Below are 14,647 nucleotides of genomic sequence, written 5' to 3'. Positions count from 1 at the left end.
TTTTTAGTTCAAACGCTGGTGTAGTTCTTGAACAGAGTTTACAGAACTTCTGTCGTCAGCTTCATTCGCTGTACAGTTTGCAAACGCTGCATTTAGCGTAGTGGTGTAGTTAGTCTTATGCTGAAGTGCACCACGACGTAACACCTTCGAGTCCTCAATAGCTTGGCGACCTTCGGTAGTATTAACGATATAGCTGTACTCACCATTCTTGATACGGTCAAGAATATGAGGACGGCCTTCGAATACTTTGTTTACGCGACGTACTTCAATACCCGCTTCTTCAAGCGCTTTCGCCGTACCATTCGTTGCATCTAACTCAAAACCAATTGCTTTCATTGTCTTAGCTAGTTCAACTACGCGTGCCTTATCACCATTGCGCACAGATAGTAGCGCGCGGCCGCCACGTGGTAAAGTGTTTGATGCACCTAATTGGGCTTTTGCGAATGCTTCGGCGAAGTTTTCACCAACCCCCATCACTTCACCCGTAGAGCGCATCTCTGGACCACGCATTGGGTCAACACCTGGGAACTTAGCGAATGGCAATACCACTTCTTTTACACTGTAATATGGAGGGATAACTTCCTTCGTTACACCTTGGCTTTCAAGAGACTGGCCAACCATACAACGTGCAGCAACCTTTGCAAGTGCAACGCCTGTTGCTTTTGAAACGAATGGTACTGTACGAGCAGCACGTGGGTTAACTTCAATCAAGTAAACTTGGCCGTCTTTCACCGCGAACTGGGTATTCATCAGGCCAACAACACCCAGCTCCAGCGCCATATCACGGACTTGCTTACGCATCACGTCTTGAATATCTTGTGGCAACGTGTGTGCAGGCAATGAACAAGCCGAGTCACCCGAGTGAACACCTGCTTGCTCGATGTGCTCCATAATACCGCCGATGATAACATTCTCGCCGTCACAGATAGCATCTACGTCTACTTCAATTGCATCGTCTAAAAAACGGTCAAGTAGTACTGGAGCTTCATTAGAAACAGACACCGCTTCTGTCATGTAGCGACGTAAGTCGTCTTCATCGTACACGATTTCCATTGCACGACCACCAAGTACGTATGATGGACGAACAACCAGTGGGAAGCCAATTTCTTGTGATTTAGCAACTGCTTCTTCTAGTGAGGTTACCGTTGCATTTTCTGGTTGTAGTAGGTTTAGACGCTCTACAAGCTGTTGGAAGCGCTCACGGTCTTCTGCGCGGTCGATAGCGTCAGGAGAAGTACCAATCACTGGCACACCATTCGCTTCAAGATCTCGTGCCAGTTTAAGTGGAGTTTGACCACCGTACTGAACAATTACGCCTTTTGGCTTTTCAACACGGACAATTTCTAGCACGTCTTCAAGTGTAATTAGCTCGAAGAATAAGCGATCAGACGTATCGTAGTCTGTTGAAACCGTCTCTGGGTTGCAGTTAACCATGATAGTTTCATAGCCATCTTCACGCATCGCAAGGGCTGCGTGTACACAGCAGTAATCGAATTCGATACCTTGACCGATACGGTTAGGACCGCCACCGATAACCATGATTTTGTCTTTGTCAGAAGGATTCGCTTCGCATTCTTCATCATACGTTGAGTACATGTAAGCAGTGTCTGAGCTAAATTCTGCAGCACATGTGTCTACGCGCTTGTAAACTGGTAGAATTTCAAGCTGGTGACGCTTCTTGCGAATTTCTTTTTCTGATACGCCTGCAATTTCGGCAATGCGAGCATCTGAGAAACCTTTACGCTTCAAGCGGCGTAGGAAGTCTTTGTTTAGACCTGCCATGCCCACTTCAGCGATTGTCGCTTCATCTTTTAAGATGTCTTCGATTTGCACTAGGTACCAAGGGTCAACTTTAGTGAGTTCAAATACCTCTTCAACAGACATGCCGTGACGCATCGCATCAGCAATATACCAAATACGCTCAGCACCTGGCTCGCGTAATTCGCGGATGATCGTTTCTTTTGCGTTTGGCGCGTCTAGTGCAACGATTGGGTTCAGACCCGTTGCACCTACTTCTAAACCTCGTAGTGCTTTTTGTAATGACTCTTGTTGGTTACGACCAATTGCCATTACCTCACCAACCGACTTCATTTGCGTAGTTAGACGGTCATTTGAACCTGCGAATTTTTCGAAGTTAAAACGAGGGATCTTAGTCACTACGTAGTCGATTGACGGCTCAAATGATGCTGGAGTTGCACCACCTGTGATGTCGTTTTGAAGCTCATCAAGCGTGTAACCTACTGCAAGCTTGGCTGCGATTTTAGCGATCGGGAAGCCCGTAGCCTTCGACGCAAGTGCAGAAGAGCGTGATACACGTGGGTTCATCTCGATGATAACCATACGGCCATCAACAGGATTGACACCAAACTGAACGTTTGAACCACCAGTTTCAACACCAATTTCACGAAGTACCGCCATCGAGGCGTTACGCATGATTTGATATTCTTTATCAGTTAGCGTTTGTGCTGGTGCAACTGTGATTGAATCACCAGTGTGTACGCCCATTGGGTCGAAGTTTTCGATTGAACATACGATGATACAGTTGTCGTTTTTGTCACGAACCACTTCCATCTCATATTCTTTCCAGCCTAATAGGCTTTCATCGATAAGCAGCTCATTTGTTGGTGACAGGTCAAGACCACGAGTACAGATCTCGTCAAACTCTTCCATGTTATACGCAACACCACCACCGGTGCCGCCCATCGTGAATGAAGGACGAATAATACATGGGAACCCGATGCGAGTTAAGATATCGTGCGCTTCATCCATTGAGTGTGCAATTTCAGCACGAGGACATTCTAAGCCGATATTTTTCATCGCCGCGTCAAAACGCTCACGGTTTTCCGCTTTATCGATTGCATCTGCAGTCGCACCAATTAGCTCAACGCCATGTTTAGCAAGCACACCGTGCTTATCTAGGTCTAGCGCACAGTTAAGTGCTGTTTGGCCACCCATAGTCGGCAGCACTGCATCAGGCTTTTCTTTTTCAATGATCTTTTCTACCACTTCCCAGTGAATAGGCTCGATGTAAGTTGCATCCGCCATTTCAGGGTCAGTCATGATAGTCGCAGGGTTAGAGTTAACAAGAATAACTCTATAGCCTTCTTCTCTAAGCGCTTTACAGGCCTGAGCACCAGAGTAATCGAATTCACATGCTTGGCCGATAACGATTGGGCCTGCGCCCAAAATCAGAATGCTTTTTATGTCGGTACGTTTTGGCATTATTACTCCGGTCTAATTAAGCGTTGCGAGATTGCATTAATTCAATGAAATGGTCGAATAGCGGTGCCGCATCATGTGGACCAGGACTTGCTTCAGGGTGACCTTGGAAGCTAAACGCTGGCTTATCAGTACGGTGAATACCTTGCAGTGTGCCATCGAACAGTGACTTGTGCGTTGCACGTAGCGTATCTGGAAGCGTTGCTTCGTCAGCAGCAAAACCGTGGTTTTGTGCAGTGATCATCACGACATCACGATCTAAGTCTTTAACCGGGTGGTTACCACCATGGTGACCAAACTTCATTTTTACTGTTTTCGCACCAGAAGCGAGTGCTAATAACTGATGGCCTAAACAAATACCAAAAATAGGTGTATCTGTTTCTAAAAATGCTTTGATTGCTTCAATGGCATAAGTACATGGCTCAGGGTCGCCAGGGCCATTTGATAGGAAGATACCATCAGGGTTTAATGCAAGTACGTCAGCAGCGGAGGTTTCTGCTGGAACAACGGTTAACTTACAGCCTCTATCAACTAACATTCTAAGAATGTTCTTTTTCACACCAAAATCGTACGCAACAACATGGAATTTTTCTTCTTCAGCAGAAAGCGTTTTAAAGCCCTCGCCTAGAGTCCAGCTTGATTCACGCCATTCAAACTGAGATTCTGTTGTTACTACTTTTGCTAAATCCATCCCTTTCAAGCCAGGGAATGCTTGCGCCGCTTCTAGCGCTTTTTGCTCGTCGACTTCGTCGCCTGCGATGATACAGCCGTTTTGGGCGCCTTTATCACGTAAAATGCGAGTTAGTTTACGAGTATCAATATCTGCGATCCCTAAGATATTGCGTTCTTTCAAGTAATCACTCAATGATTGTTCGTTACGGAAATTACTCGCAAGCAGTGGTAAGTCACGGATCACTAGGCCTTTTGCCCAGATCTTGTCCGCTTCCTCATCTTCGCTGTTAGTACCGGTGTTGCCGATATGTGGGTAAGTAAGCGTAACGATTTGTTCCGCGTATGAAGGATCCGTTAAGATCTCTTGATACCCCGTCATTGACGTATTGAATACCACCTCACCGACTGACATACCGTCAGCACCGATAGCAGTACCGCGAAACACCGTGCCGTCTTCAAGGACTAACAGAGCGGATTTAGTCAAGTTAACCTCCTAATAGTAAAAAACGGGCGAAAGCAAAACGCTCAACATCCCGTCTACAAAGCGCTTGGTAACACGCAGTTATTAAAATTTTGGCAAATTCGTTATAGTCTACAGCATGAATGCCTTTTCGTCTAATATAAATCACAAAATTTATAAAAATAAGCCATTAAACTCTTTTTTTGCTTTAAAGCCTCAAAATGTTATACTTACTTCTTTAAATCTAGCACATCTTGCATATCATAAAGGCCTACTGGTTTATCTTTTAGCCACTGCGCAGCCCTTACAGCACCTGATGCAAAGGTCAATCTCGACGCTGCTTTATGTGTTAATTCAAGCCTTTCCCCCATTGTCGAGAAGTAAGCCGTATGTTCACCTACTATATCTCCCGCTCTGAGGACTGAATAACCGATTTCTTGTTGAGATTTCGCTTCATGGCTTTGACTTCGGTCGTAAACCGCAACCTCATCATGTTGCCAGCCTTTTGCTTCTGCAATCGCCTCTCCGATAGCGAGCGCAGTTCCTGAGGGCGCGTCGATTTTGTTGCGATGGTGCGCTTCGAAAATTTCAATATCCATGTCGTCAGCCAGCTTTTGTGCGGCTGTTTGTACTAGGTTCAGTAGCAGGTTAATGCCAACGCTATAGTTGCGAGAAAACACAATTGGGATATCTTTTGCGGCTTCCACCAACAGCGCCATTTCGTTTGCAGTCAGTCCAGTAGTACCGATCACCATCGGTTTTTTAGCGGCAATTGCAGCTGATAAATGCTGCTTCATGCCCTCTGGCAAAGTGAAGTCTATTAATACGTCAACATTTTCAAGCTTACTTTGCTCGGAGCTAAAACAGATATTTGCGTCTGCTTGAGGCTGCAATTGATTAACTGCTTTATCAAGATATTGTGAATTATCTCGTACAAAAGCGTTGGCCAGCTCTACTTGTTGCGACAAATAACAGGCTTCAATCAATGCTAACCCCATTCTGCCATTCGCACCGTAAATACCTATTCTTGTCATACGTTACCCTTTTTTATTTGCGATGTTGATTATCCAAAAGGCAGCAACGATGGCTAACCGGATAATAGAAATGTGTTTTTGCGGGAGTAGAGTTTACCGTATCTGTGTGTCATAGTCAGTTAAGTTGAAAATAATAAAATATTAGACTTTAGACGTCTAAACATATAAACTGCCGCGCTCACTCACCTATTGAAGTTGAGAGATTTTCATCTTATACCAATTGCATTAAGTAAATGGGCTACTTTGAAGCGGAAAATAGCTTTAGTAGCTAGGCAAAAATTTTGCTATTTAGTTGTTCTAAATGAGAAATTTTTAACGACGCTAATATGCTAATTCCCCGTTCAAATTGGTTGGAGAATTAATACAATTGGTATTAGGTGTGTTGTGCGGTTTTACAGCTGACTATTGGCTGTGCTTTATTGTTGGGGAGTGCTATGCAACCAAATTACAATCAAACAAAGGCAAAATTATCATTATTGCCGCTGTTGACCTTTGTAGGGATTTTTCTTGGCGCAGGATTGTATTTGCAATCGCAAGGCGTTGATTATGCGTTTTATCAATTAAAAGCTCCTGTCGCGATTCTACCAGCCATCGTTCTCGCTTTTTTACTTAATAAAGATACCATCAACCGCAGCGTCGAAACTTTTATTCAAGGCGCAGGACACAGCAATATTATCACCATGTGCCTCATCTATTTATTAGCAGGAGCTTTTTCTGCGGTTGCAAGTGCCACTGGCGGTGTTGACGCTGTGGTTAACGCCGGTTTATCACTTATTCCTCCGGCATTTTTATTACCCGGCTTGTTCCTTATTTCTGCTGTCGTCTCTACCGCAATGGGAACCTCCATGGGCACAATTGGTGCAATTGGACCTATTGCTGTTGCCGTCGCGATGAAAACCGGAATTGATCCAGCACTAATGGCTGGCACCATCGTTTCGGGCGCAATGTTTGGCGATAACTTATCTATTATTTCTGATACCACAATCGCGGCAACACGAACGCAAGGTTGTGAAATGAAAGATAAATTTAGAGAGAATCTTAAAATAGCCCTACCAGCGGCACTGCTGACTGTTTTACTATTGGTGTTTTTAACCCCAGAGCCGCAGGTTGTAGAAACCAAGCCGTTTGATTGGTTATTAGTTTTACCATACGTATTTATTTTGGTCTTGGCGGTGATTGGTATCAATGTCTTTGTTGTGCTCTTTAGTGGTATTGTGTTTGCCGGCTGTATGGGTTTTGTCGGTGACTATCAAGGCGCTGCATTCTTAAACGATATCTATAAAGGCTTTAGTGATATGCAGGAGATTTTCTTGCTGTCGATGTTTATTGGTGGTTTATCTGAATTTATTCGTATCAATGGCGGCCTAGATTTTTTAGCCAAACAGATCCAAAAAATTACCAGCATTATCGCGAAATGGCACCGTCAAGTAGCTGATCAACTGGGTATTGCAGCACTCGTGTTAACAAGTAACTTGTGTATCGCAAATAACACAGTAAGTATCATAGTTGCAGGCCCTGTTGCTAAAAAACTGGCTGAAGATGGAAAGATCTCAGCTAAGCGTTCGGCAAGCTTATTAGATATTTTTGCTTGTGTTATGCAAGGCTCTTTACCCTATGCTAGGCAAAAATTTTGCTATTTAGTTGTTCTAAATGAGAAATTTTTAACGACGCTAATATGCTAATTCCCCGTTCAAATTGGTTGGAGAATTAATACAATTGGTATTAGGTGTGTTGTGCGGTTTTACAGCTGACTATTGGCTGTGCTTTATTGTTGGGGAGTGCTATGCAACCAAATTACAATCAAACAAAGGCAAAATTATCATTATTGCCGCTGTTGACCTTTGTAGGGATTTTTCTTGGCGCAGGATTGTATTTGCAATCGCAAGGCGTTGATTATGCGTTTTATCAATTAAAAGCTCCTGTCGCGATTCTACCAGCCATCGTTCTCGCTTTTTTACTTAATAAAGATACCATCAACCGCAGCGTCGAAACTTTTATTCAAGGCGCAGGACACAGCAATATTATCACCATGTGCCTCATCTATTTATTAGCAGGAGCTTTTTCTGCGGTTGCAAGTGCCACTGGCGGTGTTGACGCTGTGGTTAACGCCGGTTTATCACTTATTCCTCCGGCATTTTTATTACCCGGCTTGTTCCTTATTTCTGCTGTCGTCTCTACCGCAATGGGAACCTCCATGGGCACAATTGGTGCAATTGGACCTATTGCTGTTGCCGTCGCGATGAAAACCGGAATTGATCCAGCACTAATGGCTGGCACCATCGTTTCGGGCGCAATGTTTGGCGATAACTTATCTATTATTTCTGATACCACAATCGCGGCAACACGAACGCAAGGTTGTGAAATGAAAGATAAATTTAGAGAGAATCTTAAAATAGCCCTACCAGCGGCACTGCTGACTGTTTTACTATTGGTGTTTTTAACCCCAGAGCCGCAGGTTGTAGAAACCAAGCCGTTTGATTGGTTATTAGTTTTACCATACGTATTTATTTTGGTCTTGGCGGTGATTGGTATCAATGTCTTTGTTGTGCTCTTTAGTGGTATTGTGTTTGCCGGCTGTATGGGTTTTGTCGGTGACTATCAAGGCGCTGCATTCTTAAACGATATCTATAAAGGCTTTAGTGATATGCAGGAGATTTTCTTGCTGTCGATGTTTATTGGTGGTTTATCTGAATTTATTCGTATCAATGGCGGCCTAGATTTTTTAGCCAAACAGATCCAAAAAATTACCAGCATTATCGCGAAATGGCACCGTCAAGTAGCTGATCAACTGGGTATTGCAGCACTCGTGTTAACAAGTAACTTGTGTATCGCAAATAACACAGTAAGTATCATAGTTGCAGGCCCTGTTGCTAAAAAACTGGCTGAAGATGGAAAGATCTCAGCTAAGCGTTCGGCAAGCTTATTAGATATTTTTGCTTGTGTTATGCAAGGCTCTTTACCCTATGGTGCACAAGCACTGCTACTCGGGGCCACGTTTAAAATCAGCCCTTGGGACGTATCTAGTTCTTCTTATTACTGTTTCATTTTGGCTTTCACCGCCATTACCGTTATCTGCCTAAGAAGAGATAAAGCATAATTTATTCGGTTTACGCGCCCAACTTTGGGCGCTTTTGTTATACTTTCATTTTTAACGCTATCCGAATTAATAAATGAAAATCAACACACTCATCATTTCCTCCTCACTCGCTTTTAGCACATTTGGTTATGCTGCTGATTGGAGTACAACACAACTACATATAAACCACGGTGATTTCAAAAACCCGTTTAGCAGAAGCGAAGCAACGGCAACGATTTACTCATTACAACATGCGTCTGGATATCGCTACGGCGATAATTTCTTCTTTATCGATTACAGCAAAGATGACCTTAGTGATGGTTACCAAGACGGTGACTTTTATGGAGAGTGGTATTCGAGCTTATCGATGTCAAAGATTGCAGGCTTTAAGTCTTCTTTCAACGCCATAGCTGACGTTAGCTTAACAATGGGTTTCAATGCAGCCGCAGACGCTAAGGTGATGAAATACTTGCCTGGTGTCAAAGTAAATTGGAATTTTGAAGGGTTCAATTTTTTCTCTTCTACCTTCACACTTTATCAAGACGATAGCCAAGGTATTAGTCATGGCGGTGCGCCTAAAGAAAGTGATAGCTGGATGATAGATCTCGCTTGGGGTTACCCCTTTACAATAGGCGAGCAAAAGTTCTATCTCACAGGTCACGTAGAGTATATTGGCGAGCGAGAGAACGAGTTGGGTAATGACGTAAAAGGCTGGTTGCTCGCGCAGCCAATTCTACAATGGGATCTAGGCAACGCGGTAGGTATGCCTGACAATCAGTTAATGTTAGGTGTTGAATGGCAATATTGGCGTAACAAACTTGGCACAGATACCAATGAATCTGTTCCCCAGCTACATCTAGCGTGGACTTTCTAACTCTGAACTCGCTTTTGACCTTTGATTTTATACCAATTTGACTTAATACTTGCTCAATTTGAGGAATTAAATCTGACGCTAGCTGTGTTAAAAATTTATCATTTAGAACAACTAAATAGCAAAATTTTTGCCGGGCTATCGACAAGATTTTTTTGCCTCAAAATAGACCACTTAATTAAGTAAATTGGTATTACTCTGTGATGGTTAAGTCAAAGGTACTCATTATTTATCAGCCCCTACCTGACTACATCTACCATTCAACGTATAAAAAACGGTGTTGTGCTCTACTGTGATCAGAGCTTTTTTTGATAGATTAGTGCTCACACCAAGATAGCGCAACTTCCAATAGCGAAGCGTTCGTCGATACACTGGCTGCCACTTGTTGCTGCTCAGACAACAACGTATTATAAAATGCTATCAACTCTGGGAGCTGCAATGTATAAACATATTTCTCCATATTGCTGCCGTAATCACTTTGGAGCAATACGGGTAAAGTCGAAATAAGAAACTCTACTTGATCTGTTTTTGGCTGTATGCCATTTCTACTTTTTTGAAAAATTAGCTCCTGCCAAGTAAACACAATAGATAATTCTTTATCCTCTAACGCACTTAGCTGAGTTTTCACTGTATTCATATAGCGTCTATAGTTTTTCCACTGATTGGCAAGCAAATAAACATTTAATAAATTTAACCCCGTATAGCTCGCCTCGTAAGCTTGCTCTGCTTTTTGATGATAGAGGAAAGCTTGCCTATATAGTCTTGCAGCATGCTGATACTTACTCATATCGAAATAAACATTAGCTAAGTTATTGTTAAGTGCCGCTTCCAGTTGTTCATCCTTCACCTCAGACAATGTCGGCGCTAAAATATCGACAGCTTCTTCTAACTGCCCTGTTGTTCGATATAAAACGGCAAGATTATTAACTATAAGTGGCCTTTGCTCGTGAGTTGAGTACTTAAGTGCACATTCATAGTTTTTTTGCGCAAGCGCAGGCTTACCTATTCGGCGATAGTAAATCGCGAGGTAATTTGCAATTTGCCCCTTTTCGGACTGCAAATACGCAAGCCACTCAGCATTTTCAGAAAATAGCGCTACTATTTCATGTATTCTGACCGTATCGTTTGTTTTAATTGCAGCTTCTAAACCGGCACGATGTATCTCATAGATGCCTTTAGAGGGTTGTGTTGGCAGTTTGAGCAGCGCTGCTTCATATACCCGAGTTGCTTGTGTTGGATTAGAGGTGTTTAAATCTTGAATAACCTGTAATGTCTTAAACAATTCATCAGGGGCGAGTACTGTCAGAGAAGAAACAATAATTAAAACTGGTAGCACTTTCGCTCTCCGATTTCCTGATTTAAAGTAATCATAGTGGAGCTTCCGCTGGTTGGCAAAATGCCCGAGCGTGCAGAAGCATAAAACTGCTAGCGACTTCACATTAAACACATCAAATCCATTAAAGTGGGTCATCAAAATATGGACTCTGTGACTACAAAAACTAAAAGTAGCCAACTAGGTATTTAATCGATGCAGAAAGATACAGCAATTCAACAGTCACAGCTTAATAAAAAGATGACACAGGCTATCGAGTATTTTACTTCGGGCCAAGACCAAGCAGCAGAACAAGCATTTCAGCAGCTATATCAACAGCAGCCCACCCAGCAGGTCATTTTATATCTCGCACAATTGGCACAACGAAGACAAGCCGGGAGTGAATGGATTGAACAACTTGAAGCACTGCTACATAAACACCCAGATGTACCAGATAGCTATTATATTCTCGCTCGTAGTTATCAACAAAACAGACAACTACCACTCGCCGCTCAAACCTTTTATCAAGCGCTAGGATGGCGCTTGCAGCATGACGCACTGACAAACATTGCAAAAGTTCAATCATCCGAAGTACCAATACATGAAAGCGCGAACTCAACTAAACTAACTCCTGAAAACGCATTACACCTATTACTACAAACGTTGTCATCCTTAAAAAAGGCGGGGTTTTATGCTTTCCCTACGGCTGGTAGTTTGCTTGGGTTAGAGCGTGAAGGTCAACTCTTAGAAAATGATAAAGATATTGATATTGGTATCGACTGGTCTCACATGGAAAGCGCAATCGAACATTTACAGCATCTTGGCTGGCAGGAAGAAGCGCAATCCTATGGACTTATAAACCCTCGGTGTTTTCGCCACCAATCAGGCTTGGTGCTTGACCTTTGCGGTTATGCCACAGAGCAAAGCACTGGAGACACCATATCAGGTTTATGGATGCGAGAAGTACCTTTTACTTGGAATAGAGTGACGCGTTTCTCTGCTATTCAAGTTGTGAGCATCAGCTCACCTGCCGGAGAAATTTGTTATCCCCAGTATCCAGAACAAATCTTACAAGCATTATATGGATTGGATTGGAAAATGCCTGACGCAAATTTTGATACCATCGTCTGCGCCCCGAATATTATACAAGATTCCTACTTATATTACTGTTATGCCTACTCTCACCTCTACACTGAGTGGAAAAAAGGCAACTTCAAAAAAATGCATGCCATGCTTAAGGTGCTATTACAATTCAAACCTCATGACGGTCTTTTAAAAAATCTTATGCAGTTCGTACAAAAGCAGATGAAATCACAACAGCCGTGCCGTGTTTTAGCGCTTGGTTTTTTTGATCTGCTTCACTCTGGTCACTTAACGTATTTGTCGTTAGCGAAATCACACGGTGACTACTTAGTTGTTGGGGTCGCACCGGATGCTTTTGCGTTAAAAAGTAAGGGACGACCGCCAATAATGGATCAAGACGAGCGCTTAAGTATTATTGAGGCATTAGCATGCGTAGATAAAGCGGTTTTAGTCGGTGCACCAATGGCCGATACTGAGCGAGCAGCGCACTGGATCGCACAACAAAGAGTAAACCTTGTGATCTGCGGTGATGAATGGCAACACACGCCCCGTTGGCAAGCATTGGAAATAGCTTTAGCACCACAAAATATTCGAGTTGTTTATATCCCTTATACCCAAGGAATTTCAAGCACTAAAATTAAAGAAAGAATACAAAGCTTTAATGAGAATTAACGCTGTGTATCTGGTAGGAGCGAGTTTACCTCGCGAGGTTTTAATTGCTTGCGAGGTTTTCTGTTTCTCAAATCTCTATACCCCAAACAGCAAAAAACCCGTCGCATTGCTGCAACGGGTTTCTCTTATTTGGCCCTGGCGATGTTCTACTTTCACATGGGTAATCCACACTATCATCGACGCTGTTTTGTTTCACTTCTGAGTTCGGCATGGGGTCAGGTGGGTCCAAAACGCTATAGTCACCAGGAAATTCTGTTCATCAATGAAGTCTCCCTCATCAATGTAAATCCGGAAAAAGCTATTAAATTCTTTTGTCTACTTTAGTCTATTAACTTCTGTCACTTAAACCACTTTGGCGTTGTATGGTTAAGCCTCACGGGTAATTAGTACGAGTTAGCTTAATGCCTCACAGCACTTCCACATCTCGCCTATCAACGTTGTAGTCTTCAACGGCCCTTCAGTTGACTCTAAGTCAAAGTGAGAACTCATCTCGAGGCCTGCTTCCCGCTTAGATGCTTTCAGCGGTTATCAGTTCCGAACGTAGCTACCGGGCAATGCAATTGGCATCACAACCCGAACACCAGCGGTTCGTCCACTCCGGTCCTCTCGTACTAGGAGCAGCCCCTCTCAATTCTCAAACGCCCACGGCAGATAGGGACCGAACTGTCTCACGACGTTCTAAACCCAGCTCGCGTACCACTTTAAATGGCGAACAGCCATACCCTTGGGACCGACTTCAGCCCCAGGATGTGATGAGCCGACATCGAGGTGCCAAACACCGCCGTCGATATGAACTCTTGGGCGGTATCAGCCTGTTACCCCCGGAGTACCTTTTATCCGTTGAGCGATGGCCCTTCCATTCAGAACCACCGGATCACTATGACCTACTTTCGTACCTGCTCGACGTGTCTGTCTCGCAGTTAAGCTTGCTTCTACCATTACACTAACCGTACGATGTCCGACCGTACTTAGCAAACCTTCGTGCTCCTCCGTTACTCTTTGGGAGGAGACCGCCCCAGTCAAACTACCCACCAGGCACTGTCCTCAACCCCGATTCAGGGGCCTAAGTTAGAACATCAACACTACAAGGGTGGTATTTCAAGGTCGGCTCCACAGAAACTAGCGTCTCTGCTTCAAAGCCTCCCACCTATCCTACACATGTAGGGTCAATGCTCAGTGCCAAGCTGTAGTAAAGGTTCACGGGGTCTTTCCGTCTAGCCGCGGGTACACAGCATCTTCACTGCGATTTCAATTTCACTGAGTCTCGGGTGGAGACAGCGTGGCCATGGTTACACCATTCGTGCAGGTCGGAACTTACCCGACAAGGAATTTCGCTACCTTAGGACCGTTATAGTTACGGCCGCCGTTTACCGGGGCTTCGATCAAGAGCTTCGCCTAAGCTAACCCCATCAATTAACCTTCCGGCACCGGGCAGGTGTCACACCGTATACGTCATCTTACGATTTTGCACAGTGCTGTGTTTTTAATAAACAGTCCCAGCCACCTGGTCACTGCGGCTCTCGTTTGCTTACAGAGCAAGTCCTTCACAAACAAGAGCGTACCTTCTCCCGAAGTTACGGTACAATTTTGCCTAGTTCCTTCACCCGAGTTCTCTCAAGCGCCTTAGTATTCTCTACCTGACCACCTGTGTCGGTTTAGGGTACGATTCAGTATGAACTGAAGCTTAGAGGCTTTTCCTGGAAGTAGGGCATCAACAACTTCACCACCTTAGTGGCTCGTCTCGACTCTCAGCCTTAGCAACCCGGATTTTCCTAAGTCACCAGCCTTCAGCCTTTCACATGGACAACCAACGCCATGCTTGCCTAGCCTGCTCCGTCCCCCCATCGCATTCATACCGAGTACGGGAATATTAACCCGTTTCCCATCGACTACGCTCTTCAGCCTCGCCTTAGGGGTCGACTCACCCTACCCTGATTAACATGGGATAGGAACCCTTGGTCTTCCGGCGGAGGAGTTTTTCACTCCTCTTGTCGTTACTCATGTCAGCATTCGCACTTCTGATATGTCCAGCATGCCTCCCGGCACACCTTCAGCCACTTACAGAACGCTCCCCTACCCCGCATACTTACGTACGCAGCCGTAGCTTCGGTGGTATGTTTAGCCCCGTTACATCTTCCGCGCAGGCCGACTCGACTAGTGAGCTATTACGCTTTCTTTAAAGGGTGGCTGCTTCTAAGCCAACCTCCTAGCTGTTTTAGCCTTCCCACATCGTTTCCCACTTAACATA

Annotated in this window: 7 protein-coding genes, 2 rRNA genes and 1 pseudogene (1 of these 10 only partly in view); 4 read left to right on the top strand and 6 right to left on the bottom strand. The window is 44.1% G+C overall.

Annotated elements, in window-relative coordinates:
- Positions 1-3: 3 nt before the first annotated feature.
- From carB to dapB, 3 genes are all read right to left on the bottom strand, one after another.
- Positions 4-3,222, bottom strand: coding sequence for a carbamoyl-phosphate synthase large subunit (gene carB / locus PPIS_RS03485; protein ID WP_010377971.1), 3,219 nt, complete (start codon positions 3,220-3,222; stop codon positions 4-6).
- A 16-nt stretch (positions 3,223-3,238) separates the two neighbouring features.
- The gene (carA, locus tag PPIS_RS03480) at positions 3,239-4,375 is read right to left on the bottom strand and encodes a glutamine-hydrolyzing carbamoyl-phosphate synthase small subunit (protein ID WP_010377970.1); all 1,137 of its coding nucleotides are present in this window, start codon (positions 4,373-4,375) and stop codon (positions 3,239-3,241) included.
- A 206-nt stretch (positions 4,376-4,581) separates the two neighbouring features.
- Positions 4,582-5,385: a 4-hydroxy-tetrahydrodipicolinate reductase gene (dapB, locus tag PPIS_RS03475; protein WP_010377967.1), complete on the bottom strand. Its 804-nt coding sequence runs from the start codon at positions 5,383-5,385 to the stop codon at positions 4,582-4,584.
- A 434-nt stretch (positions 5,386-5,819) separates the two neighbouring features.
- Between dapB and PPIS_RS03470 the strand changes: the two are divergent.
- From PPIS_RS03470 to PPIS_RS03460, 3 genes and pseudogenes are all read left to right on the top strand, one after another.
- Positions 5,820-7,010 (top strand): annotated as a pseudogene (locus tag PPIS_RS03470) (Na+/H+ antiporter NhaC family protein); the annotation flags it as partial.
- Between the two features lie 158 nt (positions 7,011-7,168).
- Positions 7,169-8,482 carry a Na+/H+ antiporter NhaC family protein gene (locus PPIS_RS03465; RefSeq protein ID WP_010377965.1) on the top strand — a complete coding sequence of 438 codons (1,314 nt, stop codon included), beginning with the start codon at positions 7,169-7,171 and terminating at the stop codon, positions 8,480-8,482.
- Between the two features lie 73 nt (positions 8,483-8,555).
- Positions 8,556-9,335, top strand: coding sequence for a hypothetical protein (locus PPIS_RS03460; protein WP_010377963.1), 780 nt, complete (start codon positions 8,556-8,558; stop codon positions 9,333-9,335).
- A gap of 313 nt (positions 9,336-9,648) precedes the next feature.
- Here PPIS_RS03460 and PPIS_RS03455 read toward each other — a convergent pair whose 3' ends face one another.
- Entirely contained in the window at positions 9,649-10,668 is a 1,020-nt protein-coding gene (locus PPIS_RS03455; RefSeq protein ID WP_010377961.1) for a tetratricopeptide repeat protein, read from the bottom strand.
- Positions 10,669-10,860: 192 nt separating this feature from the next.
- On the opposite strand from PPIS_RS03455, the gene PPIS_RS03450 reads away from it, so the two are divergent.
- Positions 10,861-12,399: an FAD synthase family protein gene (locus PPIS_RS03450; protein ID WP_010377959.1), complete on the top strand. Its 1,539-nt coding sequence runs from the start codon at positions 10,861-10,863 to the stop codon at positions 12,397-12,399.
- A 133-nt stretch (positions 12,400-12,532) separates the two neighbouring features.
- Here the strand turns inward: PPIS_RS03450 and rrf are convergent.
- Together rrf and PPIS_RS03440 are read right to left on the bottom strand one after the other, a co-directional pair.
- Positions 12,533-12,646, bottom strand: a 5S ribosomal RNA gene (gene rrf, locus PPIS_RS03445).
- A gap of 115 nt (positions 12,647-12,761) precedes the next feature.
- Positions 12,762-14,647: ribosomal RNA gene (locus PPIS_RS03440) — 23S ribosomal RNA — on the bottom strand (it continues 999 nt past the right edge of the window).

Origin of the sequence: Pseudoalteromonas piscicida, from assembly GCF_000238315.3 — a bacterium.
GTDB classification, from domain to species: domain Bacteria; phylum Pseudomonadota; class Gammaproteobacteria; order Enterobacterales; family Alteromonadaceae; genus Pseudoalteromonas; species Pseudoalteromonas piscicida.
Note: the sequence above shows the minus strand (reverse complement) of the source record. Positions and strands in the feature narration are given on the sequence as shown.

Coding starts and splice junctions, on each gene's coding strand:
- carB (WP_010377971.1), bottom strand. CDS start 3,222: ATGCCAAAACGTACCGACATAAAAAGCATTCTGATTTTGGGCGCAGGC.
- dapB (WP_010377967.1), bottom strand. CDS start 5,385: ATGACAAGAATAGGTATTTACGGTGCGAATGGCAGAATGGGGTTAGCA.
- PPIS_RS03465 (WP_010377965.1), top strand. CDS start 7,169: ATGCAACCAAATTACAATCAAACAAAGGCAAAATTATCATTATTGCCG.
- PPIS_RS03460 (WP_010377963.1), top strand. CDS start 8,556: ATGAAAATCAACACACTCATCATTTCCTCCTCACTCGCTTTTAGCACA.
- PPIS_RS03450 (WP_010377959.1), top strand. CDS start 10,861: ATGCAGAAAGATACAGCAATTCAACAGTCACAGCTTAATAAAAAGATG.